We start from the raw sequence: 24,765 nt of genomic DNA on the forward strand, positions 1-24,765 counted from the left end.
AAAGGAGAGCTTCTATTTATCACTTATTCTACTGTAAACTCTGAAGAGATTCCATCATACTCATATACCTTTCCAGTTATAGTCTGATATGCTCCATAATGAACAATTCTGTAATTCCCAGCATCTGCGTCAAAAGGAATTTCCCATTCAATTAAAGAGGAGGATGTCCCCAGTATTGTTGATTCTCTAATCCATCTATACTTCGTTTCCCAATCCCCATCATTAGCAACAGTTATCCACTCACCATTCTCAAACTTTTGAACTTCTAAGTATGTGGACTGTGTCCTAAAATTATTATTTGGATGTCCTGACCAAAAACTAACACTAACTATATCCCCTTTTTGATAAGACAATTGCACATCATCTTTTACATCACCAAAGTCCTTAAAAATTGGTGGTGCATCAAAAACGATACCAATATCAAAATACACTTGTTCATTACTTAAATCTTTTGGAAGTGGACCAGAAGCTATTCCTTCATTATTAATAATCGCATTTGATAATTTATCAAATTCTTGCAAGTACCCGCTTAACGTCCATTTCCCGAATTGAGTTGATGCTCCTTCATAATGCTGGACATCATATTCTTCAGGCGTCGTAACATAACTGCTGTACGAATTTGATAACCCTGCAACAACTACGTAATTTTCACCATTAAATTGTGGAGCCATCTTCTCATTTACACTCTCTTTCAACCTTCTACCTGCCATTGACGTAAATTCTGCAGGAACGGCAAGAATTGAAAGCTGACCAATTTGTACCATTTGTAATGGGATAATTTGTGGAGTCCATGGGTCAGGTGATACTTCTGACGGTGCAAATAATATTGGCTTAGGATAGTGTTGCTCCCATAGCTCCGGATATAACACCCCACTCATTTCACCTATTTGTGGAACGAGAGTCAATAGTCCTTGTGCATAAGTTACTAGGTTATCATAACTGTCAATTGAATATTCAGGTTGTGTCATTCCTTCAACAAAAACCGGCAAATTGGTTCGACCATCCTCTGTACCAGCTGCAAAAGAATATCCCATCGTCGATGGATACGTTCTTCTTTCTTCACCATCCGTATATTGTGGATCAACTACTAAATTTGAAAAATCTACAAATTCATGCCGAGAACTTATCGGTCCTGTTAACCGTGTTTCAGCTAAGTTGCTTAATGCTTTTGCTTTCTCAAATTGAATTTCTCCAGATCTTTTAGTACTATCAAAGTCATCATCACCATAGCCTTTACCATCTCCAAATATGTTAGGGGTTACGTCTCCCTCATTTGCTTGTGCAAAAGCAGCAACAAATGTTTTATTATCAGTATAATCAGTCCCCATCTCTTTTTCATATAAATAAGATGCGTACCCTTTATTATCTCCGGAAATCAAATGATTTTCTTGACTCATTGAGACAGGGTGTACAGCAAACCAATTTATAATTCCTAGCAACTCACCTTGTTGATTGCGAAAATTAAGATGTGTTACCGTTTTATCAACACTGTCTTGAAATTTACTTCGCTCACTTTCAGGGTTATTGTTATATGCTTCAATAGACCTGTTTGCACTTGTTCCATCTAAATACCCTTCTGTTATTTCAATGTATCCTGGCTCAAGATTATGATGTGCTCTAATAATTGATTCATAAATCCCATCTACGATTGCTTGATAATTTTCTTCATGAAACCCAAATGTAGAAACATTATATAGTCCTTCATGAGAGTATCCACCTGGTCCACTGTGACTGTGTGTTGCACTAAGTATTACGTTGCTGTAATTATAAAGATGACCGTAGCCATTTTGCTCTAACTTATTTATTACCCCTTGTGTTACAGAATGAAAGATTGTTCCTACATCAGCACTTACAAATACAACATTATTATTTGCATCTTTTTCTTTCATTATAAAAGCTCTAGATCGTAGACGAAAATGCAAACCTTCTGTTTTATGAGCAGAATCAGCATACCCCATCATCACTACTTCGGCAGCTGGGCCTGTTATATCATACATACCAGCACCTACATAATAATCAAAATTACCAGTATTGGTAGCGCTTTCAGTTTTTACTACTGGTAAGTATGAGAGTAAAAAGACTGCGACAATAATGACGGCCATCATTTTTTTTAATGTACTGTACAATTCTAAATTTCCCCCTTTAATAGTTTTAGAACGTGAAAATATTAATTTCTAATATATTCTTAATCTAACGAGTTATTTAATATGCAGAAAATTCAGTAAATATATCATTTGAATCAGCAAATAAATTTTCATGTACAGGTAAAAAGTACTGCAAACTGTTTTCTATGAAATTACTTGCACTTATTTGGCTATGGAAACAGCAATTACAAAACTTATTAACGTTTGTTATGTCTACACCTTTATCTTTATAGCAAATGAAGAAATTTTGTCTTAAATACCTGCTCAAACAGTTTGGATAAAAGGGCATTCTATGTTTGTTATATAATTAAAAATACTTGGTAGAATTTCTTATCATTTATATAAACCGTTATCTGTTTAACGTGCTGTCACAAAAGATAATTAGAATTTTCTGAAAAGATGTGCTAAATTATTCATCTAATATAGGAGAGGAGGTTACGATGAAAAAGAATATTATATGTATATTTTTAATTGGAATACTAGTAGGTTGTTCAGAACAAATAGTTAATGAGGAAAATTGGGAAGTTTCCTCTACATTTACTATTAAAAGTGGAGACCGAGAGAGAGAGCTAAGAGGATATAAAGGTGAAGTGGCTTTGTTGGATACAATGGTTTTTTTAGTCGATAAAGCTGGTAAAACAAGATGGTTTTTTTGGGGTGAAGAATTAGAAGAAGTTAATGAGGAACATTTTAAATTGATTGGGATTCATAAAAACACGGGCGAAGAAAAAACATTGATTGATTCAAAGGGATGGGAAGTAGTAAGTCAAAATTATAAAGAAACAGGAATGAAAGGAGTACTAGGAGCTCAATCTTCTCAACATACTGTGTTTTCACTTCCAACGGCTGGCTTATGGCGATTAAATGCTTATATAGGCGATAAACTTTATGGAAGTATTGTTGTAAAAGTGGAAGAGTAAAAGTGACTCGTACAAATAATTTGCCTAGCGGTGAATTAAGTAAAGCCCTTCATTATACCTCATTAGTTAAAGCGGTAGTCATGTTGAATAAACCAACAACGCAGAGTTGTAAAAAAAAAACTCTGCGTTGTTTCAAAAAATATGATCCACCTTGGAATGTAGTTTTTCTATTTTTTAGCCGAATTAATTAAAACAGCTCGCACCACATTGATGACTTTGTAATCCCTTTGTAGAAAAACAACGATCTATGAAAAAGGCTTTGACTATAATATCTTACGAAAATTATGGTGAAACAGGTACGTAAAGAGTTTCTAGTTTAATCTCATTAAGTTGTTCAAAGTGCCTTAACTCATGAAGGCCGATAAACTCTAGACACTGTGCTAAACTTAATAAACCAAACTTAGGAAAACTGATCGCTAACTTTTCTACTTCATCTTCACCTTTAATCTCATCAATTAATCGTAACAATGTTTGTCTTGATTGAGCTAACAGTGAAAGTAATTCATCCTTCGTAGTAAAATTTTCAGAAGGTGCCCTCCCTTCTGGAACTTTACCTTTTTGAGTTCTATCGAGAATCATGAACAGCGGTTTTCTTTCTAGATTTCCAGTATTAGATTGTTCTAATGAAAATTTTATCATTTGTGTAAGTCCAGTTTCACTATCGTACAAATGGCGCAATAGCTGTGCAATACTCCATTTATCCTCTGAACTGCGTTTATTTATTTGAGAATCTGTTAATTCTTCAACACTTGCTAGTATTTTATTCCTAATCATGTCAATACTCATTAACTCATAATCTAACATTTGCTCTCCACCCCTAGAAATAGATTTACCACCCTTATTCTATTCGTTATAGCGTGATTGTATACCAGAACAGCCAAGCTAAATTGCAAATTAACAAATTAGTTCTTTTTCATATTAGATTCAAACGAAAAGAACAAAGGGTAAAATAAAAAAGCAGTAAGAGATCGTTATATCCCCTACAGCTTAAATATAAATCGGTATCCGTATTCGTATTGTTTGTTGTTCTTAGGATCAGAAATAATTAGTTTTTACCATATTGTCTTCTCAATAACAATGACAATCAGTAAATTTACGTTTATTCTTTTCGTAGCATAATAATGAAATGTATGAAAAGAACCTAAAAATTTAGGACTGCAAAAAAGTGTGCAGCTGAGCCAGCAAGAACGAATAAATGCCAAACTGCATGGTGGTATGGAAAGCTGCGCCACATATAAAAAATCGTTCCTACTGTATAAAGAACTCCCCCAAGAACGAGTAGGTACATTCCTATAACAGGTATGCTTACAGTAAGTGGCTTCCAAGCAAACACGATGATCCAACCCATTAATACATACATGAAAGTCGAAGTATAAAGAAATTTCTTAACAAAAAATACTTTAAAAATAACTCCCGCGATGGCAAGACCCCACACTATTCCAAATAACGTCCAGCCTAACGCACCTTTAATAACTGTAAATAAAATGGGTGTATACGTTCCGGCAATAAACAAGTAAATGGCTGAATGATCAAAAATCTGAAATAAATCCTTAACCCTTCCATCAGGGAAACTATGAACTAAAGTTGAAGATAAAAATAGTAAAAGCATCGTCACACCATATATCGTAAAGCTAACGACATGCCATACTGTTCCCTCTGTTGCAGCCGTAACAATGAGTATAACGAGTGCGGCTACACTAAGTAGAGCCCCAATTCCATGTGTTATGGCGTTGGCAATCTCTTCTTTTTTCGTAAATGTATGCGTAGTGGCCATAATATCTTTTCCTTTCTTTCCGCTTCATTACATTATATTATACTACTAAAAAAGAAGTGTGACATGAAAAGTTATGTTACACTTCTTCTTTCATTTGTATTAGCTTTATTCGTGTAGATCGTTTTTTCATTTCAGCTATAATCGCGTAAAAAGTTAGTATACCTATTAACAACAATACCCAGATTGGTGAAAATGTCAGCATCCATAATAAGGATCCAATTAAAACCATACAACTAAAGGTAACTACCCAATGATTGATAATGCGCATTGCTGCTAATAATCCAATAATTGCATTACTAATAAAAAATGCATTTGCTATTTCGACGAGTCGTTCAAGGTTAACTAAATCAGTATACAGAATAACTAAAACGACTAAATGGATACTTGCTAGTAATAATAAACTTACAATCGGGATATTTGATTTTGACTTATATCCCAAAATCTTAGGTAACTTGCTATCTTCAGCTTGAGCAGAAATTAACCTTGCTATCCCCCCTACGATCATAATATATGTAGTAACACATAGAGCTGAAGTGATTAATGTCAGTACAGGTATTGCATACGAGCCAAAAAGAGGTGCTATGATTAACGCCAATTTGAGCTGAGAAGAGGCGTGCCCACTGTTTAAGGCGGCTGTGTCAATCCACTGATAAGCTGCAGCAACGGTTATATAAATGATCGCAATGATAATTGCACTATAGAAAACACTCTTTTTAATCGTTTTTTCACGATCTCTCACTTCCATTGAGTAGTTTCCAATAATCTCCCATCCCATCATTGCCCAAAAAAGAAGTAACACACTATTTCCTAACGATTGAATGTTAAGTGTCCCTACTATTGATACTCCTGACCTAAAAAATAGTAGTGTTGAAAGACCTCCAATAAATAACACGAGTGCTGAAATAGATGTTAATACTAATGAAATTTTTCCTAAAGATGAAATGTTTCTCATCAATATCATCTGACATATGATTAACAGTACAATTCCATATATTTCAACTTTTATGCTAGACAATTGAAATAACAATGAAATATATTCACTCGCTGTCATTAACACCGCTACCGGTCCTACACAAACTGCCAGTATCATAAAAATAGCTGTTAATTGCTTAATAGAGTCACCAAAAGTATGTTTCACTGCATTCGTCACACCTGAATCACCAGGAAATAAAATACTAAGCTTGCCGAACACATAAGCAAATGGAAAGCTTAAGAACGTAATGATCAGCCAAGCAATAATAGCGGAACTTCCAGCTTGCTCCTTAATGATTGGAGGCAATAGAATGATTCCTGACCCTAGTATCGGGCCGATAATTAAACCACTTAAAAGTAGTGGGCCAATAAGTTTTGATTTCATTTTGCTTCACCCCAATGTAAAATAATGATAAATCGTATTATGTTTGTTTGGTTTGATTATATCTTCGTTTTTCACTTCAGTAAAATAGATAGTTTCGAACAAAACAATCGAATAAACCGATTGATTCCTCATGAAGGGAGATATGTAATTGGAACTTAAACATTTAAAGACATTTAAGGTTATTACAGATGTTGGAGGATTTACTAAAGCCGCAGATATGCTTGGCTATGCTCAATCTTCTGTTACTGCACATATTCAAACCCTTGAAGATGAAATAGGCTCGCCTATATTTGATAGGATCGGTAAGAAAGTTGTTATTACAGATGCTGGTAAAAAACTATTACCATATGCTATTCAAATGTTAGATTTATATGATCGTGCAAGACATATTGCAAAAGAGGAAGAAAACCCTGCTGGAACAATTAAAATTGGTGCACCTGAATCGTTAACAGTTTATCGACTACCCGCAATTATCTCAGCATATAAAAAGCTATATCCAAATGTACAAATTATTATTAAAACATTTGAGTGTTGGAGATTAAAAGAGTTGCTACGTAGAGGTGAAATAGACATTGCCTTGCTACTACAACCAGAACACGAAGACTCAGATTTACAAATCACAAAACTAATCGATGAACCAATGAATGTTATAGCACCAATTGAACACCCTTTAGCTAAAAAACAAGATGAACCAATTTCAATCCCACTCGATGAAACATTTATTTATACAGAGAAAGGGTGTGATTACCGAGCGACATTTGAAAATCACTTAATTAAGCACGGCTATGTCCCTGATACGTCGCTTGAATTTTGGAGTATCGAAGCAATTAAACAGTGTGTCATGTGTGGATTAGGAATCTCTTATCTTCCTTCGATAGCAGTACAAACTGAGCTAAAGGAAGGAAAGATCACATCACTTGATTGGAAAATTGATGGTGAAAATGTCTCAACATTATTAGCCTTTCATAAGAACAAATGGCTCTCGCCTGCTTTAGACGCGTTTATAGAAATATGTGCACGTTTTTCTGTTGAATGGCAGGAGGAAACTGTAAATAAATAGAAGGTTTAAGTGTGAATGATTCAAAAACTAAATGGTACGAATTACAAACAACCCTTGAGAAAACACCCAATCGAAAAACCCTAAGTGTAAATTATAACTTCACTTAGGGTTGTTAATTTAGTTTAATTTATAACACCTTGGCTAAAAAATCTTGTGCCCGTTGACTTTTTGGTGAGGAGAAAAATTGTTCTGGTACCGCATCCTCAATCAATTGACCGTCATCTAAGAACAAAATTCTATCAGCTACTTCTTTTGCAAAGCCCATTTCATGCGTTACAATTACCATTGTCATACCTGTATGCGCTAGTGATTTCATAACCTCTAACACTTCCTTCACCATCTCTGGATCTAAGGCAGACGTAGGCTCGTCAAACAGCATTACGTCAGGTGACATGGCTAGTGCACGTGCAATTGCAACACGTTGTTTTTGTCCACCTGACAGTCGTTTAGGATACTCATTCGCTTTTTCTGAAAGACCGACCTTCTCTAACAAATCTCTAGCCTTTTCTTCTGCGTCAAGTTTACTAACACCCTTTACTTTAACAGGTGCATACATAATGTTTTCTAAGACAGTTTTATGAGGAAACAAATGAAAATGCTGAAATACCATACCGACATGATGACGTACTCTCATAATATCAGTTTTAGGGTTTGTCACTTCATCTTGACCTATCCACACTTTACCTTCCGAAGGCTCTTCTAATAAGTTAAGACATCTTAGAAATGTTGACTTACCAGACCCTGAAGGTCCGATAACTGCTACTACCTCGCCATAATCAATCGTTGTCGAGACATCCTTTAACACTTCAAGTTTACCAAATGATTTATACAAATTTTCTACTTTAATCACTTGTTCTCATTCTCCTTTCAATCACTTTGCCAAGGAGTGTTAAGATCATAACCATGACATAATAAATTAAGGCCGCAAATAACAACGGTTCAAAGAATCTAAATAAATTTCCTCCAACTACATATGCTGATCGCATAATGTCCATAATACCGATGGTCATTACTAAAGCTGATTCTTTTGTTAACGTAATAAACTCATTCATTAAGGCTGGAAAAATATTTTTAAGTGCTTGTGGTAATACGATGTCAAGCATCATTTTATTATAGGGCACTCCTAGTGCTTGTGCTGCCTCTTTTTGCCCCTTATCTACTGCTAAAATTCCTGCTCTTATGATTTCAGAAATATATGCTGATGAGTTTAAGCTAAATGCAATTATGGCAGCAGGCATGGGTTCAATCTCTCCTCCAATAAACTGCGGTAGTCCATAATAGATGATAATTATTTGTAATATAAGAGGTGTTCCTCGAAATATTGATGTATAAAAATCTGCGATAAAAACAAGAACCTTCAACCGACCAATCTTCATGAGTGATATGATTATACCTAATATAAAGCCAATTACAGCAGAACTAATTACAATTTGTAACGTAACAATAATACCTTTTAATATAAATGGCATTGATGGGACGATTTGTCCAAAATCTAGATCCAAATTCTTTTCATTCCTTTCCAAAAGACATTTAAAAAGGTGAGAATCATTCCTCACCTTATTCATTCACTGTATTATTCTTCTCCACCAAACCATTTAATAATTAATTTTTCGAGCTCACCATTTTCCTTTATTTCATTTAAAGCATTATTAAATTCTTCCGTCAGATCGCTACCTTTCTGAAATGCTATGGCATAGCCTTCTTCGTCACCTTCAAGTTTAAAGCCCGACAACTTATCATTGCTTTTAAAGTATCCTTGTGCTACAGAATCTTCGATAATTACTGCATCAAAATTTCCAATTAAAATTTCTTGGATAAGCTCTGGAACCCTACTTCTGCTTTCAACAGTAATATCAACTGTTTCAGCAATACTATTTGCCTCATCCTCTTGAACTGAACCTAGCTGTGCACCAACAACTTTTCCTTCTAAGTCTTCTACTGAAGTAATTCCACTATCCTTCTTTGAAATTATCATATTATTCGCTACATAATATATATCAGTAAAATCTGCATTTTCTCTACGGTCATCATCAGGTGTTACTGCTGAAATAACTAAGTCAAATTTTCCTGTTTGTAACGCTGCAATGATCCCTTCAAAAGTTGTATCAGTGAACTCGAGCTCATAGCCTAATTTGTCAGCTATCGTAGTCGCTATGTCTATATCCAAACCAATAATCTCATCACCTTTTGCTGTATCAATATATTCAAAAGGCGGGTAATCTGCTGAAGTACCAACTTTTAATACTTTTTTGTCAGTTCCTCCCTCAGCTGCTTGTCCGTTATCTGCACTCTCATCCTTCGTCCCACATGCTGCCAACAAACCAATTACTAATATACTAATTAAACCTAATAAAATATTCTTTTTCACATTTATCCCCCTAAAACATTGTATTTTTATGCAAGTAATTGTATTTTAACATAAATCTATAATTATGCAACAAAAATAATTATTATGTTTACTAGAATGTATCACCTCTTTTTGGGTGGCTCTTTTCGTAAACCTTGTTACTAAATTAGAACAGAGATAAGGCTTTATGCGTCTTTCATCTTTACAGAAGGGTAGATATCCCACTACCACTTATTGGATACATGTTTAACTTCTAAAAATGAAATCTACTATGTATTCAAGGTTTAGTTATATGTATATGGCACATTGATAGAGATTCATTATCCTTGTATACAAGCTCTTATCAAATAACTTGTCATTAATAAAACTAATATAGATCAGCAATAATAATTTTATGCACTTGACCTCATTTTATTTAAGTAAATAATAAAGTAAGCGTTTTCAATTATAACTTTCCAAAGAAAAGCCTTATAGAAATGTTTAGACACAATTCATTAAGGCTTTATTCTCTAGAGGATAAACGTGTTTATATTTCTTCACAATACTTTTCAAATGATGCTTGGAGCTTATTAATAACCGCCGTTGGTTCATGACCTTCTATTTCATGACGTTCTACCATCGTGCAAATTTTGCCGTCCTTTAATAAAGCAAAGCTAGGCGAAGATGGTGGATAGCCTTCAAAATATTGTCTAGCTTGAGCAGTCGCTTCTTTATCCTGCCCAGCAAAAACTGTCACTAAATGATCAGGGCGTTTATCGTAGTGGACTGCATGGGTAGCAGCTGGTCTAGCAATCCCCCCTGCACAACCACAAACAGAATTAACCATAACTAATGTTGTTCCAGAACGCTGGAAAGCTCCTTCTACATCATCTATCGTAGTCAATTGCTCGTAACCCGCTGCATCCATTTCTTGACGAGCTTGGCGAACAATATCATTCATAAACAAGTTAAAATCAATATTCATTTACAATATCACTCCCTTAATTATCAACCTATTACTATGATAGCAAGTAATCAATCTTATTTGCAATGATTTCACTATATAAACGTATAAAACATAACTAGTTTTCATTAAAATACAATGCAAGTAACTGTTGAACAGCTAACGTTACTGGTACATTCCCTGATATTACATTGCTCTCTACTTGAGGTAATCTTTCTTTTATTTGTGGATGAGTAAAAAACCTTGTTTCTAACTGATCTTTAATTGTCGCATATATCCATTCTTTCATTTGTGCTTTTCTACGGCTTTCAAAAGTACCAGCTGCCTTTGTCTGATCTACAAATTCATTAATAATTTTCCATACATTATCAATTCCTTTTCCAAAGAGCGCTGAACACGTATACGCTTTCGTTTCCCACCCTTCAGTAGCTGGTCGTAAATAATGTAGAAATCGATTATAATCTCGTTGTGCAATCTCAGCATGACGCTTATTATCGCCATCAGCTTTATTGATAATTAACGCGTCAGCTAGTTCAAGTACACCCTTTTTCATTCCTTGCAACTCATCGCCTGCTCCAGTAAGAACAAGCAATAAAAAGAAATCAACCATCGTTCTAACAACAATTTCACTTTGCCCAACACCAACTGTTTCAACAAGGATAACATCAAAGCCTGCCGCTTCACAGAGCAGCATCGTTTCCCTCGTTTTCCGGTGTACTCCCCCAAGTGTCCCTCCTGAAGGTGATGGTCGCACAAATGCACGGGGGTGTCGAGAAAGGTTCTCCATTCTAGTCTTATCTCCAAGAATACTTCCTCCAGTAATTGAACTACTAGGGTCAACAGCTAGTACAGCAACATGATACCCTTTGTCACAAAGATATGTACCAAAAGATTCAATGAATGTACTTTTGCCTGCACCAGGAACCCCAGTAATGCCTATTCGAATAGAGGAACCAACATGTGGAAGTAATTCATTTAAAACAGCCTGAGCTTTATCTACATGTCTCTGTGCGTTGCTCTCGATTAACGTAATCGCTTGAGCCAACATTGTTCGATCTTTATTTAATACTCCATCAACATAGTCTTTTACATGCTTCTCCGTTTTTCTAATAAACTTCTTGTTTTCACAATGCTGACTACTCATCCCATCATGACTACCAGTTACACCTTTTTTAATATATGATGTAAAGCTGTCATTTTCTTTTGAAGGTACCCAATCAGGTCTTTCATTTATATTCGTCACTAACATCCACTTCCTCATAGCCGAGTCTATGATAAATTTCTTCAATGACCTTCTGGGCAGCTACCGGAATGATCGTACCAGGGCCAAAAATAGCGGAAGCTCCATTTTCTTTAAGATAATCATAGTCTTGAGCTGGAATGACTCCACCAATTACGACAACAATGTCGTCACGACCTAGATTCTTTAATTCTGAGACTAATTGAGGGAGCAACGTTTTGTGACCAGCAGCGAGAGAACTTATGCCAACTACATGAACATCATTTTCTACTGCTTGTATCGCCGTTTCTTCAGGTGTTTGAAAGAGAGGACCAACGTCTACGTCAAAACCTAAATCCGCAAATGCAGTTGCAATCACCTTAGCTCCTCTATCATGTCCATCCTGCCCCATTTTTGCAACCAAAATACGTGGTCTTCTTCCTTCTAGTTCAAGAAATTCATCTGTACTACGTTTGATCAGCTCAATTTCCTCCTCACTTGAAAACTCCGAACTGTACACGCCGCTAATAGAACGGATAATCGCTTTGTGACGTTTAGCTACCTTTTCAACCGCATCAGAGATTTCTCCTAATGTTGCACGAGCCCTTGCAGCTTTCACTGCAAGGTCAAGTAAATTCCCTTCGCCACTTTCTGTCGCTTTTGTTATGTCTAGTAAAGTTTGCTGTACTGTAGATTCATCTCTAGTCGCTCTAAGCTTTTCTAAGCGTTCAATTTGCTTTTTCCTCACAGCAGTATTATCAATATCCAAAATATCGATCGGTTCTTCTTCAATCAATTTATATTTATTTACACCAATAATCGCTTCTTTACCGGAATCTATTTTGGCCTGTCTGCGAGCAGCTGCTTCCTCAATACGCATTTTAGGCAATCCCGTTTCTATCGCCTTAGCCATGCCCCCTAAGCTGTCAATTTCCTCTATATGTTCCCATGCACGTTTCATCAATTCGTCCGTTAAATATTCAACATAGTATGACCCAGCCCATGGGTCAATAACATCACAAATACCCGTTTCATCTTGTAAGTATAACTGAGTATTCCTTGCAATTCTCGCAGAAAAATCTGTTGGTAGGGCAATTGCTTCATCAAGTGCATTCGTATGCAGTGATTGCGTATGACCGAGCGAGGCTGCCAATGCTTCAATACATGTCCTTGTGACATTGTTAAATGGATCTTGTTCAGTTAAACTCCATCCTGATGTTTGTGAATGTGTTCGCAGAGCTAAAGATTTAGGATTTTTAGGATTAAACTGTTTCATTAATTGTGCCCACATAAGCCTAGCTGCCCGCATTTTTGCAACTTCCATAAAATAATTCATACCTATCGCCCAAAAAAACGACAACCTCGGAGCGAATGAATCAATATCAATTCCAGCTTTTATCCCTGTTCGGACATATTCTAGACCATCTGCAAGTGTATATGCTAACTCTAAATCTGCTGGCGCTCCTGCTTCTTGCATATGGTATCCAGATATACTAATGCTATTGAATTTCGGCATAAATGTTGATGTATACTCAAAAATATCTGCGATAATCCGCATTGATGTGTCAGGGGGATAAATATACGTATTGCGAACCATATACTCTTTTAGAATATCATTTTGAATTGTCCCTGCTAGCTTTTCAGGACTTACTCCTTGTTCTTCAGCTGTGACGATGTAAAATGCCATTATTGGTAATACTGCTCCATTCATCGTCATTGACACGGACATTTTATCAAGTGGGATCCTATCAAATAAAACTTTCATATCCAAAATAGAATCTATTGCTACACCTGCTTTTCCAACATCACCAATAACACGGGGATGATCTGAATCATAGCCGCGATGTGTGGCTAAATCAAATGCAACAGATAACCCCTTTTGACCCATTGCTAAATTCCGACGGTAAAAACCATTACTTTCTTCAGCTGTAGAAAAACCTGCATATTGCCTAACAGTCCAAGGTCGATTGACATACATTGTCGGATATGGCCCTCGTAAATAAGGTTCTATGCCTGGCATATAATGTTGGTGATCTATATCTTTCAAATCATCTTTTGTATACACATGTTTTAAAGCAATGTGTTCATTCGTTTCAAATAATAAATCTTCAATCGTAGCGTCTATGTACTGATGAATGGCTTCTCCATTATCAGGCTGTGACGTATGATTTTGTGAGCTAGTATAATTTATTTTTGTAAAATCCGGTCGTTTCATTTTTTACATCTCCTGTTCCTGATGTAATGAAGTTAAAAACTCATAGCAATTTGTTGTTGCATCTATTATATGGCTTACTCCAGCTTCAACCAGCTCTGTTCTAAGGGTATCTTCTTGCTTACCAGCTAGATATATCTTAATATTTTTTTTGCCATCAAGAAGTTTTTTACTAATAGCAACAGCCATTTCTTTATATTTTTCATTACTACCACAGATTACATATGTTGCTAGCTTCATAGCTTTTGTTCCTTCAATAGCATCTTCTACTGACAAATAACCATGAGATGATACAATTTCAAACCCACCTGCTTCAAAAAATCCCATAATGAAATCTGCACGAGGCTTATGCTCCGGTATTGAACCTAAATTAATTAAGCCAACTTTAGGACGAAAACCATACTTTTCAAAATATTGGTCAGATGTTTGTCTTAGTTCCTCAAAAGATTGCGTAAGCCTAATTTTTTCTATACTGTTTATTTTTACAGTAGCTTCTTTATCTTTCATCAAATTAATAAATTGTGATATAGTGAGTCCTTCACGCATGAAATGAACAGCTACATCCATGACATTATCAATATCCATTTCAAATACTTCTTTTAATCGCGCTAACTTCTCAATTGATAGTTGATCATTAATGTCAACATGTTCATCTTTTTTCAAACTACTCATCGTCATAGGTTCTTCATGCAAATCTGCATAAAAATTAGTTCCAACAATTTTGTGTTTTCTATTATGAACATGCTCTTGCCGTTTTGTTGCAACATCATTTATTTCTTGTTGAACAAAGTTCACTTTCAATGCTTGCTCCATACCACCTAATTGTTCGACCTTTTGGAATAATTCCCATGAACTCTTTGCAACATCATTCGTGAGCTTTTCAATGTACCAAGAACCACCAGCTGGATCAATAACCTTAGATATAAAAGCTTCTTCTTGAAGAATAATTTGAGTATTTCTTGCAATTCTTCTTGAAAAGTTAGTCGATCGATCTATTGCTTCATTAAAAGACGAAACATCTAAGCTATCAACTCCACCCACTCCTGCTGCAAACGCTTCAGTTGTCACCCTTAACATGTTTACGTACGGGTCATAGACAGTTTTCGTAAATGCAGATGTACGACCATGATTGTTCATTCTTTGTGATGTTTCATTTCCACCGAATGATTTAACAATCGATGTCCAAAGTGTTCTAGCAGCTCGTAATTTCGCGATTTCCATAAACATATTTGCTCCGATTGAGAATGAAAATGTTATTTTTTGAGCAACATCATCAATGGTCAAGCCTCTTTTCAGCGCTTCCGCTACATACTCGACAGCAGTTGCTAATGAAAAGGCTAATTCTTGAACAGCGCTTGCCCCTCCATTATGATATGGATGTCCTTTCACTAGGATGGTATTTATATTTGGGCTATGTTTCTTTCCCCACAATGTTAATTGTGCCATTACATCATAGAGCTGCGATGTATTCATAGGTAATTCTCCATCTTCCACTAGAGCAGCCAACGGATCCATGCCAATCGTTCCCTTAATTGTTTCCAAAGGAATATTGTTCTTTTCAAAATAAGCTGTCAACATTGATAGCATTGGCAATGAACAATAATGGGTGTCAATCATAAGTGATTTATGTTGTAGAGAAATATCATTTAGAGCTTTCTCAATATCATGAATCGTCTCTACTAAAAGACCTTTACCATTACTATTAGGCAAACTATACCCTCGTTTAGTTTTATCATTTAATAATAGATGAATCATTGTTAAACCACGATCTATGTCATCTTTCAACACTTGATTACACTGATGGGGACAAGGCACATCTATTTCTTGACTAACGTCCCAAGCCTCCCCGCTCGTTCTTAGAAGCTTTGTCCCACGAAGATGTGATCCTTGCCCAGGTAATTCATTCAAAAAAGGTAAACCCTCTACATCCTCCTCTGTATACAATGGTTTTAGTTCAATGCCCTCATATGTATTAGTGTAAAGCTGTTCAATTGATTTTCCCTTTAGAGATTGTGTCGCTTTGCCTTTCCAGTCATCGAATGACGGAACAGCAAATTGTGAATTCTTAACCTCATTTATGTTCTTCATAACCGTTCCTTCTCTCCTTAAGGTGAGTTTATTATTATAGAATTTTTTTAACTCTAGAAGATTCCCTTACAAGAAATACATTGTAAGTTCTTCGTATCTCTCTATTCTGTTCATGTTGCCAGTCTACAAATAAGTGATGTCATCAGTCACGGTAGCATTGGCATTACTCTTAAACCACCTCACCCAATATCGAGTCATATGACGTCTAAAAATCATTCGTTCACTTATTCTTGTTCTCATATAAACATGCATCAACAAAGAAACCGCTTTCAATATAATTGTCTAAATATTTTCAAAAGTACTTCTAACATTAGTATATTAAAAAAATGACTTTAATTCCATATACGTTTAATACATTTTGACCTTTAAAAGAAAATTGAAAAAGCAATACTTCAAAAAACACTGCTACAAATTTGCAGCAGTGTTTTTCGTTACTAATATATAGATGTATTATCTTTTGATGTCTTTTCTAAAATATCCTTCACACGTGCAAGGAAACGTCCACATACAAGTCCATCAAGAACACGATGGTCTAAAGACATACATAGATTCACCATATCCCGAACAGCGATCATCCCATTATTCATAACAACTGGTCGTTTCACAATCGATTCGACCTGGACGATTCCTGCTTGTGGATAATTAATAATTCCCATTGATTGTACTGACCCGAATGACCCTGTATTATTTACAGTAAAAGTTCCGCCTTGCATCTCATCAGCCGATAGCTTACCTGAGCGAACCTTTGTAGCCAGTTCCGTTATTTCACGTGCAATTCCTTTGATCGTTTTCTCATCAGCGTGCTTAATCACAGGTACAAACAATGCATCATCTGTAGCTACGGCGATTGAAATATTTATATCTTTCTTTTGAATAATTTTGTCACCTGCCCACATTGAATTAATTTGTGGGAACTCTTTCAAAGCTTGAGCAACAGCTTTGACGAAGAATGCAAAGAAAGTTAGACTAAATCCTTCTTTTTGTTTAAATTCGCTCTTAATTCCATTTCGATACTCAACTAGATTTGTTACATCAACTTCAACCATCATCCAAGCATGTGGAGCTTCATGCTTACTACGTAACATATTTGTTGCAATCGCTTTTCGAACACCTGATACAGGGATTTCAATGTCTCCCGTTTGGACAGGAATGTTAGGAGCTGGACTAGTTTCTTTATATTGGACTCTTTCTGGGACCGTGTTTTGCACCTTTGAACCTTCAACTGTTTCAACAATAACCGTTTCCTTCTTCTTATTTGCGCCTGCCACTGGAATATCACCAGAACTTATTAACTTCTTCAAGTCTTTTCTCGTTATACGGCCATCTTTGCCTGTACCTGAAACAAGTTCAAGGTCTATATTGTGTTCTTGAGCTAATTTTAATACAGCCGGTGAATAGCGTACTTTATGTTCACGTACCTCTTCCACTTTAGGTTGTTCATTAGCCGTAGGTGTATCCTGTTTCTTTGCCTCTTGAGTAGGTTGTTCACCTTCTACCTCTATTGTACATATGAGGCCATCAACAGGAATCGTTTCACCCTCTTCAGCAACTAATTCTTTTATCACACCAGTAAATGATGATGGTACTTCAGCGTTTACTTTATCTGTATTTACCTCAGCAAGTGGATCATATTTATTTACTTTATCACCAACAGAAACGAGCCAGGTACTGATCGTACCCTCTGTTACACTTTCACCAAGCTGCGGCATTGTAATTTTTTCAAGTGCCAATGGATAAACCCTCCTTCATCAATACTAAAATTCTGCAAGCTCTCTCATGGCCTTCTCCACTTTGTCAGGATTCACCATAAAGAATTTTTCCATAGTTGGTGCATATGGCATAGCAGGTATATCGGGGCCAGCTAGACGTTTTATTGGAGCGTCTAAATCAAATAAGCAATGTTCAGATATAATAGCTGCAACTTCGCTTATAATACTTCCTTCTTTATTATCTTCTGTTACAAGTAATACTTTGCCAGTTTTCGAAGCTGCTTCTATAATTGCTTCTTTATCTAATGGATACACGGTACGAAGATCAAGAATATGTGCAGAGATTCCATCTTGAGCAAGTTTTTCAGCCGCTTGGAGTGCAAAATGAACACATAATCCGTATGTAATAACAGTAATATCTTCACCTTCACGCTTAACGTCAGCTTTGCCAATTGGCAACACATAGTCATCTTCTGGTACTTCACCTTTAATTAGCCGATAGGCGCGCTTATGCTCGAAAAACAAGACCGGATCATTATCACGAATAGCTGCTTTTAATAACCCCTTCACATCATATGGTGTTGAAGGCATGACAATTTTTAAACCAGGTTGATTTGCAAAAACAGCTTCTACAGACTGGGAATGATATAACGCGCCGTGTACTCCTCCTCCGTATGGAGCACGAATCGTTAGTGGACACGACCAGTCATTGTTGGAACGATATCTAATCTTAGCTGCTTCTGATATAATTTGGTTTACAGCTGGCATGATAAAATCAGCGAACTGCATTTCTGCGATCGGTCTCATACCATACATGGCAGCACCAATACCTACCCCAGCAATCGCTGATTCAGCAAGAGGTGTATCTATGACTCGCTCTTCCCCAAATTGTTCATGTAAGCCAACCGTAGCTTTAAACACGCCACCTTTTTTTCCTACATCTTCTCCAAGTACAAATACTTTTGAATCATTTTCCATCTCTTCGCGTATTGCCATTGTAACAGCGTCAATATATGAAATTACAGGCATATAATTTCCCCCCTCTATCACTCTGCATAAACATACTTCATTGCTGATTCTGCTTCAGCATAAGCAGCATTTTCCGCATATTCTGTTGCTTCGTTAACCTGACTCATCACTCGACTATCAATTTCTTTTTCCAACTCTTCACTTAATAATCCAATATTCCTTAAATAAGATGCAAAAGTGATGATAGGATCATTTTTCTTCGCTTCAGTTACCTCATTACTTTCCCGATAACTACGGTCGTCATCGTCACTAGAATGCGGTGTTAGGCGATAGGAGATTGTTTCAACTAATGTAGGGCCTTCACCGTTACGTGCTCGCTCAGTAGCCTCTTTTACAGCCTTGTACACTTCCAACGGATCATTACCATTTACTGTATAACCAGGCATTCCATATCCAATGGCTCTGTCAGAAACTTTCTCACATGCTAATTGTTTTTCAATTGGTACCGAAATAGCATATTTATTGTTCTCACACATAAAAATAACAGGGAGCTTGTGAACACCTGCAAAATTCGCACCTTCATGGAAATCTCCTTGATTAGAAGATCCTTCACCAAAAGTAACAAATGTCACAAGGTCTTTTCCTTCCATTTTACCAGCTAGAGCTACTCCAACAGCATGTGGAACTTGAGTTGTAACTGGTGATGATCCTGTAACAATATTGTTGCTCTTCTGACCGAAATGTCCTGGCATTTGACGTCCACCTGAATTTGGGTCTTCTGCTTTTGCAAATCCTGATAACATTAAATCTTTTGCAGTCATACCAAACGTTAATACGACACCCATATCTCGATAATATGGTAGGACATAATCTTTACTGCGATCTAACGCAAATGCGGCACCTACCTGTGCTGCTTCTTGCCCTTGACAAGATATTACGAACGGTATTTTACCAGCTCTATTTAATAACCACATACGTTCATCAATTTTTCGTGCAAGTAGCATCGTTTCATACATTTCAAGTACTCTTTCATCATTTAAACCGAGCTCTTGATGACGATTTTCAGTCATACATATACCTCCTTTATTTTTTAGGCTGTTATCGCATTGATTGTTGCTTTTCATTCTTAAATCTAAGCATTTATTCGTAGCATCTTTTCTACTTATAAAATTATTGAGTCCTCATAAAACTCATCGTACTGTCCATACTTTAGTAGCAATAGCAACAATGTTTACGATAAAAACCATTATTTATATTAACTTTTAGCCATGAATTGGTTTACCATCTACAGCTAGCGCAGCTTCACCAATAGCTTCTGACAAAGTAGGATGCGGGTGAATAGTATGTGCTACCTCCCATGGAGTAGCATCTAATACACGTGCTAACCCAGCTTCTGATATCATATCAGTTACGTGTGGGCCAATCATATGTACGCCTAATATATCATCGGTTTCTGTGTCAGCAACAATTTTAACGAAACCATCTGATTCACCAAACACAAGCGCTTTTCCTATCGCCTTGAATGAGAATTTGCCTGTTTTTACAGTAAACCCTTGCTCTTTTGCCTCATGTTCAGTATAACCAACACTTGCAACCTCTGGATTACTGTATACGCATTTTGATATAAGTGAATAATCAATTGGAGAAGGGTTTTCTCCCTTAATATGCTCTACAGCAACAATTCCTTCGTGTGACGCGACATGTGCAAGTTGAAGGCCTCCTATGCAATCTCCAATCGCATAAATATGAGATTCTTTCGTCTGATAAAATTCATTTGTTTGTATGAACCCTTTATCAATTACAATATCAGTATTTTCAATACCAATTCCTTCAACGTTTGCTTGACGACCTACAGACACGAGTATTTTTTCTGCTTGGAAAGTTTTTTCTTCCCCTTTATGTTCCGCCTTAATCGTCACTTCTTGACTTGTTGATAACGTTTCGGGAAGTACTTTTGCGCCAGTAACAATGTTAATTCCTTTTTTCTTCATAAGACGCCGCATCTCTTTGGAAATTTCAATATCCTCAGTTGGTAGAATGTGATCTGCATATTCAAGAACAGTAATTTCAACACCAAAATCTGCTAACATAGAAGCCCACTCAATTCCAATAACTCCTCCACCGACAATGATCATAGATGATGGTAGTTCCTTCATTTCAAGAGCTTCATCAGAAGTCATCACAAATTCACCGTCAATTTCTAAGCCAGGTAATGACCTTGGACGTGACCCTGTTGCGATAATGACATTTTTCGGAATGAGCATTTCATTTTCGTCACCGTTATTCATTTCAACTGAAATTGTTCCAGGCATCGGAGAAAAAATTGATGGACCTAAAATCCTTCCAACTCCCTCAAAAACATCAATCTTACCTTTTTTCATTAAATATTGAACACTCTTATACAATTGGGAAATGATCTGATCTTTTCGACCTTGAACCTTTGAAAAATCTAAGGAAACATCTGTTGTTAGAACCCCAAATTCTTCACTTTTTTTCGTTGTTGAATAGACTTCAGCGCTTCTAAGCAGTGCTTTACTAGGGATACACCCTGAGTGCAAGCATGTACCACCTAATTTACCCTTTTCAACCACAGCTGTTTTCAAACCTAATTGTGATGCACGGATCGCTGTTACATAACCACCTGTACCACCGCCGAGTATCACGAGATCATATTCTTTTGACATTGTTACTATCCCCTTCCTCATTACACGATCTTATATGTTAGTTAGCAGGATATATTTTTTCATCTTCATCATTACGCAAAACACGTAACGCACCTTCAGTTAACGCTTGTAATTCATTTTCCCCAGGAAGAACGATTACATCAGCAATCCAGTTAACGCGTGTAGATATGTGCTTAACAAACTCTTTGCCGTAAGCTAATCCCCCAGTTAAAATTATTGCATCGATTTTACCTGACAGAACTGCACTTGCAGCACCAATTTCTTTCGCAATTTGATAAGCCATCGCTTCATACACAAGTTGGGCATTTTCATCTCCCTTGGTTATCATTTTTTCAACCGCTACTGCATCATTTGTTCCTAGATAACCTACTAGTCCTCCGTTACCTACTAGCTTTTTCATCACTTCATCACGGTAATAATCACCAGAATAGCAAAGCGTAACTAAGTCACCAGCAGGTACAGTCCCAGCGCGTTCTGGGCTAAATGGTCCGTCTCCATGTAACCCATTGTTTACATCTACAACACGACCTTGTTTGTGGGCACCAACCGTTATACCACCACCCATATGGGTGACAATTAAATTACATTCCTCATATCTCTTACCTAAATCTTTTGCAACTCTCCTTGCAACGGCCTTTTGGTTCAGCGCATGAAAGATACTTTTTCGTTCGATAAGTGGGAATCCAGAAATCTTTGCAATTGAATCCATTTCATCAACTACAACTGGGTCAACGATAAAGGCAGGTATATTTAATCCTCCAGCAATTTCATGTGCTATGATGCCACCAAGGTTTGAAGCATGTTGGCCAGCGTAACCAATACGTAAATCAGCAAGCATTGCTTCATTTACGCGATAGGTACCACCTTCAATAGGACGTAATAACCCACCACGTCCACAAACAGCATCTAATTTAGAAATATTAATGCCCTCATGATGCAATGTTTCAAGGATTGTGTTTTTTCGAAATTCGTATTGGTCAATAATCGCTTCATACGAGTTAATGATCTTACTATCATGCCGAATCGTTTTCTCAAATATCGAGAGTTCATTATCAAAGACTCCTATTTTCGTCGATGTTGACCCTGGGTTGATAACAAGAATACGATATTCTCTCTCTTGCAAAATCAATACCTCCATTTTGTGATGTCATTTGGGCTTCGTGATAACTCCACAGCATATGTATGGAGGAATGAGGTGGCGTCATTTTGCCACCTCATTTTCCAATTAATCTTTAGCAATGATTACTCTATTGATAATTGCTAAAAATAATCCACATTTACCCTCATCACAATCTTCCTATTTTAGCGATTTCGTCTACTTAGAATATGATGTTCATTTCGTAAGAACTGGCTACGTGAATTTCTCATACGTTCAATGCGCTCTTCAGCTAAACGATCAGCAGCTACATAAGTTGGAATACGATCACGATTTGCTATTTCAATGACTTTTTCTATGTTATTATAGATCGTTTCTACTTTTTTCATAGCACGGTCACGGTTATAACCATTTAATTCATCTGCCACATTCATTACTCCACCAGCATTAATAACGTAATCAGGTGCATATACAATTCCTAAGTCATGAATAGTATCTCCATGACGTGACTCTCTTAATTGATTATTCGCTGCACCTGCAATTACTTTTGCTTTCAGCTTAGGAATAGTATCATCGTTAATAGTAGCACCAAGAGCACACGGTGCATAAATATCGCAGTCTACACTGTAGATATCATCAGGGTCTACAGCCTGTGCACCGAATTGTTCAACTGCTGCTTGTACTGCCTCTTTATTAATGTCAGTAACGATTAATTGTGCTCCTTCTTCATGAAGGTGTTTGCACAAGTTAAAAGCAACATTACCAACACCTTGAACAGCGATGACTTTTCCTTCTAACGAATCTGTTCCAAATGCTTCCTTTGCAGCTGCTTTCATTCCACGATACACACCGTATGCAGTCACAGGTGATGGATTACCTGATGAACCAAATGCTGGTGAAATACCTGTAACAAAATCTGTTTCTTCATGAATCAAATCCATGTCAGCTACTGTAGTACCGACATCCTCTGCAGTAATGTAGCGACCATTTAGTCCTTGTATATAGCGACCAAATGCTCTAAACATTTCTTCATTTTTGTCAGTACGTGGATCACCAATGATAACTGTCTTACCACCGCCTAAATTTAAGCCTGCAGCAGCGTTTTTATATGTCATTCCTTTGGCTAAACGTAATGCATCTTCAATTGCTAATTCCTCAGAAGCATATGTCCACATTCGAGTCCCACCGAGAGCTGGTCCTAAAGTTGTATCATGAATCGCAATTATAGCTTTTAGTCCTGATTGTTTATCTTGACAAAACACTAATTGCTCATAATCATACTCTTCCATATAAGAAAAAATCTGCATATTAAAATCCTCCTATAATTCTATATTATTTTATGAACGGAACGAATAGCTAAAGCTAGTGAGTAAAGCTTGCTTTCTGATGAATCTGCTCTTGAAGTTAAAACAATTGGAGCTTTGGCACCGGATATAACAGCCCCCACTTTTGCTTTAGCAAAGTAAATAAGAGATTTATAAAGGGCATTTCCCGTTTCAATATTAGGAACAAGTAATATATCTGACATTCCTGCTACTTCACTTACTATACCTTTTTGTTTAGTAGCATGAACTGAAATAGCATTATCAAGTGCCAATGGACCATCAACAATACAATCTTTAATTTGACCTCTTCTATTCATTTGCGTTAAGGCTGCAGCGTCAAGCGTAGCTTGCATCACTGGATTAACTACCTCTACAGCACATATTGGAGCTACCTTAGGCTGATTAATGCCAATCGACCGGGCAAGCTGAACTGCATTTCCTATTATTTGTGCCTTTTGGTCAAGGTTTGGTGCAATATTCATTGCTGCGTCAGTTACGAAAATAAGTCGATCAAAACCCTCAACCTCAAACACGGCATTATGAGATAATACATTACCTGTTCTAAGTCCCCACTCTTTATGAAGAACTGCAGATAAAATCAACGAAGTTGAAAGATTTCCTTTCATTAATACATCCGCTTCACCTGAAGAAACGGATTTAACGGCTAGTTCAGCTGCGTCTTCAGGTGAATCTGCAGCAATCAGCGAGATTGCTTCACTGTTAACACAGTCAGGAGCTAACTCCTGAAGCAATTTGTTCACCTTCACTTCATCACCAAATAGTCGAAAATTGGCTAAGTTTCTTCGAAGTGCTCCTACTACTGCTTCAATGATTTCTTTGTCCTCAGCAACTGCAACTGCTACAGTTTTTTTGGGAGACGTTGTTGCTTGCTCAATTAATAGGTCCAATTTCATGTAA

General features: G+C 36.7%; 20 protein-coding genes. 2 read left to right on the forward strand and 18 right to left on the reverse strand.

The window, feature by feature from the left end; genetic code table 11:
- Positions 1 to 23: 23 nt before the first annotated feature.
- Positions 24 to 2,126 carry a neutral/alkaline ceramidase gene (locus ACSVDA_RS04915; RefSeq protein ID WP_485881338.1) on the reverse strand — a complete coding sequence of 701 codons (2,103 nt, stop codon included), beginning with the start codon at positions 2,124 to 2,126 and terminating at the stop codon, positions 24 to 26.
- Positions 2,127 to 2,584: 458 nt separating this feature from the next.
- Between ACSVDA_RS04915 and ACSVDA_RS04920 the strand changes: the two genes are divergently transcribed.
- Complete coding sequence (locus ACSVDA_RS04920; protein WP_485881340.1) at positions 2,585 to 3,064, forward strand: hypothetical protein; 480 nt, start codon at positions 2,585 to 2,587, stop codon at positions 3,062 to 3,064.
- Between the two features lie 282 nt (positions 3,065 to 3,346).
- On the opposite strand, the gene ACSVDA_RS04925 is transcribed toward ACSVDA_RS04920, so the two are convergent.
- The 3 genes from ACSVDA_RS04925 to ACSVDA_RS04935 form a co-directional block, all read right to left on the reverse strand.
- On the reverse strand, positions 3,347 to 3,868 hold the full coding sequence (locus tag ACSVDA_RS04925) for a DinB family protein (protein ID WP_485881342.1): 522 nt from the start codon (positions 3,866 to 3,868) through the stop codon (positions 3,347 to 3,349).
- A 337-nt stretch (positions 3,869 to 4,205) separates the two neighbouring features.
- The gene (gene trhA, locus ACSVDA_RS04930) at positions 4,206 to 4,838 is read right to left on the reverse strand and encodes a PAQR family membrane homeostasis protein TrhA (protein WP_320207986.1); all 633 of its coding nucleotides are present in this window, start codon (positions 4,836 to 4,838) and stop codon (positions 4,206 to 4,208) included.
- A 76-nt stretch (positions 4,839 to 4,914) separates the two neighbouring features.
- On the reverse strand, positions 4,915 to 6,195 hold the full coding sequence (locus tag ACSVDA_RS04935) for an APC family permease (protein WP_485881344.1): 1,281 nt from the start codon (positions 6,193 to 6,195) through the stop codon (positions 4,915 to 4,917).
- 148 nt (positions 6,196 to 6,343) lie between these two features.
- On the opposite strand from ACSVDA_RS04935, the gene ACSVDA_RS04940 reads away from it, so the two are divergent.
- Complete coding sequence (locus tag ACSVDA_RS04940) at positions 6,344 to 7,255, forward strand: LysR family transcriptional regulator (RefSeq protein ID WP_485881346.1); 912 nt, start codon at positions 6,344 to 6,346, stop codon at positions 7,253 to 7,255.
- Positions 7,256 to 7,382: 127 nt separating this feature from the next.
- On the opposite strand, the gene ACSVDA_RS04945 is transcribed toward ACSVDA_RS04940, so the two are convergent.
- From ACSVDA_RS04945 to yqiS, 14 genes are all read right to left on the reverse strand, one after another.
- Positions 7,383 to 8,105, reverse strand: coding sequence for an amino acid ABC transporter ATP-binding protein (locus ACSVDA_RS04945; RefSeq protein WP_485881348.1), 723 nt, complete (start codon positions 8,103 to 8,105; stop codon positions 7,383 to 7,385).
- Positions 8,098 to 8,757: an amino acid ABC transporter permease gene (locus ACSVDA_RS04950; RefSeq protein ID WP_485881409.1), complete on the reverse strand. Its 660-nt coding sequence runs from the start codon at positions 8,755 to 8,757 to the stop codon at positions 8,098 to 8,100. Before ACSVDA_RS04950 ends, ACSVDA_RS04945 begins: the two co-directional genes overlap by 8 nt.
- Before the next feature lie 71 nt (positions 8,758 to 8,828).
- Entirely contained in the window at positions 8,829 to 9,623 is a 795-nt protein-coding gene (locus ACSVDA_RS04955) for a transporter substrate-binding domain-containing protein (protein WP_485881349.1), read from the reverse strand.
- A 505-nt stretch (positions 9,624 to 10,128) separates the two neighbouring features.
- A complete protein-coding gene (locus ACSVDA_RS04960; RefSeq protein ID WP_485881351.1) occupies positions 10,129 to 10,566 on the reverse strand; it encodes a BrxA/BrxB family bacilliredoxin in 438 nt (145 codons plus the stop codon).
- Between the two features lie 97 nt (positions 10,567 to 10,663).
- Positions 10,664 to 11,794 (reverse strand): methylmalonyl Co-A mutase-associated GTPase MeaB, encoded by a 1,131-nt coding sequence (gene meaB / locus ACSVDA_RS04965; RefSeq protein WP_485881352.1) that lies wholly within the window; start codon positions 11,792 to 11,794, stop codon positions 10,664 to 10,666.
- Complete coding sequence (scpA, locus tag ACSVDA_RS04970) at positions 11,772 to 13,979, reverse strand: methylmalonyl-CoA mutase (RefSeq protein WP_485881354.1); 2,208 nt, start codon at positions 13,977 to 13,979, stop codon at positions 11,772 to 11,774. The genes meaB and scpA overlap by 23 nt, the downstream gene beginning before the upstream one ends.
- Positions 13,980 to 13,982: 3 nt before the next feature.
- Positions 13,983 to 16,064 carry a methylmalonyl-CoA mutase family protein gene (locus ACSVDA_RS04975; protein ID WP_485881356.1) on the reverse strand — a complete coding sequence of 694 codons (2,082 nt, stop codon included), beginning with the start codon at positions 16,062 to 16,064 and terminating at the stop codon, positions 13,983 to 13,985.
- A gap of 434 nt (positions 16,065 to 16,498) precedes the next feature.
- Positions 16,499 to 17,794, reverse strand: a complete 1,296-nt coding sequence (locus tag ACSVDA_RS04980) for a dihydrolipoamide acetyltransferase family protein (protein ID WP_485881357.1) — start codon at positions 17,792 to 17,794, stop codon at positions 16,499 to 16,501.
- A gap of 24 nt (positions 17,795 to 17,818) precedes the next feature.
- Complete coding sequence (locus ACSVDA_RS04985; RefSeq protein ID WP_320207975.1) at positions 17,819 to 18,802, reverse strand: alpha-ketoacid dehydrogenase subunit beta; 984 nt, start codon at positions 18,800 to 18,802, stop codon at positions 17,819 to 17,821.
- Between the two features lie 17 nt (positions 18,803 to 18,819).
- Positions 18,820 to 19,812 carry a thiamine pyrophosphate-dependent dehydrogenase E1 component subunit alpha gene (locus ACSVDA_RS04990; protein ID WP_485881360.1) on the reverse strand — a complete coding sequence of 331 codons (993 nt, stop codon included), beginning with the start codon at positions 19,810 to 19,812 and terminating at the stop codon, positions 18,820 to 18,822.
- Positions 19,813 to 20,004: 192 nt separating this feature from the next.
- Positions 20,005 to 21,426 (reverse strand): dihydrolipoyl dehydrogenase, encoded by a 1,422-nt coding sequence (lpdA, locus tag ACSVDA_RS04995; protein WP_485881361.1) that lies wholly within the window; start codon positions 21,424 to 21,426, stop codon positions 20,005 to 20,007.
- 37 nt (positions 21,427 to 21,463) lie between these two features.
- On the reverse strand, positions 21,464 to 22,549 hold the full coding sequence (gene buk, locus ACSVDA_RS05000) for a butyrate kinase (RefSeq protein ID WP_214480197.1): 1,086 nt from the start codon (positions 22,547 to 22,549) through the stop codon (positions 21,464 to 21,466).
- Positions 22,550 to 22,728: 179 nt separating this feature from the next.
- Complete coding sequence (gene bcd, locus ACSVDA_RS05005; RefSeq protein WP_485881363.1) at positions 22,729 to 23,829, reverse strand: branched-chain amino acid dehydrogenase; 1,101 nt, start codon at positions 23,827 to 23,829, stop codon at positions 22,729 to 22,731.
- Positions 23,830 to 23,849: 20 nt separating this feature from the next.
- Complete coding sequence (gene yqiS / locus ACSVDA_RS05010; protein WP_485881364.1) at positions 23,850 to 24,761, reverse strand: phosphate butyryltransferase; 912 nt, start codon at positions 24,759 to 24,761, stop codon at positions 23,850 to 23,852.
- Positions 24,762 to 24,765: the final 4 nt, after the last annotated feature.

This window comes from Cytobacillus sp. Hm23, from assembly GCF_051842895.1.
Taxonomy (GTDB): domain Bacteria; phylum Bacillota; class Bacilli; order Bacillales; family SM2101; genus Nanhaiella.

Excerpts from the sequence above, each read along its gene's own strand:
- ACSVDA_RS04920 (WP_485881340.1), top strand. The coding sequence starts at position 2,585 with ATGAAAAAGAATATTATATGTATATTTTTAATTGGAATACTAGTAGGT.
- ACSVDA_RS04925 (WP_485881342.1), bottom strand. The coding sequence starts at position 3,868 with ATGTTAGATTATGAGTTAATGAGTATTGACATGATTAGGAATAAAATA.
- trhA (WP_320207986.1), bottom strand. The coding sequence starts at position 4,838 with ATGGCCACTACGCATACATTTACGAAAAAAGAAGAGATTGCCAACGCC.
- ACSVDA_RS04935 (WP_485881344.1), bottom strand. The coding sequence starts at position 6,195 with ATGAAATCAAAACTTATTGGCCCACTACTTTTAAGTGGTTTAATTATC.
- ACSVDA_RS04960 (WP_485881351.1), bottom strand. The coding sequence starts at position 10,566 with ATGAATATTGATTTTAACTTGTTTATGAATGATATTGTTCGCCAAGCT.
- meaB (WP_485881352.1), bottom strand. The coding sequence starts at position 11,794 with ATGTTAGTGACGAATATAAATGAAAGACCTGATTGGGTACCTTCAAAA.
- scpA (WP_485881354.1), bottom strand. The coding sequence starts at position 13,979 with ATGAAACGACCGGATTTTACAAAAATAAATTATACTAGCTCACAAAAT.
- ACSVDA_RS04975 (WP_485881356.1), bottom strand. The coding sequence starts at position 16,064 with ATGAAGAACATAAATGAGGTTAAGAATTCACAATTTGCTGTTCCGTCA.
- ACSVDA_RS04985 (WP_320207975.1), bottom strand. The coding sequence starts at position 18,802 with ATGCCTGTAATTTCATATATTGACGCTGTTACAATGGCAATACGCGAA.
- ACSVDA_RS04990 (WP_485881360.1), bottom strand. The coding sequence starts at position 19,812 with ATGACTGAAAATCGTCATCAAGAGCTCGGTTTAAATGATGAAAGAGTA.
- lpdA (WP_485881361.1), bottom strand. The coding sequence starts at position 21,426 with ATGTCAAAAGAATATGATCTCGTGATACTCGGCGGTGGTACAGGTGGT.
- bcd (WP_485881363.1), bottom strand. The coding sequence starts at position 23,829 with ATGCAGATTTTTTCTTATATGGAAGAGTATGATTATGAGCAATTAGTG.
- yqiS (WP_485881364.1), bottom strand. The coding sequence starts at position 24,761 with ATGAAATTGGACCTATTAATTGAGCAAGCAACAACGTCTCCCAAAAAA.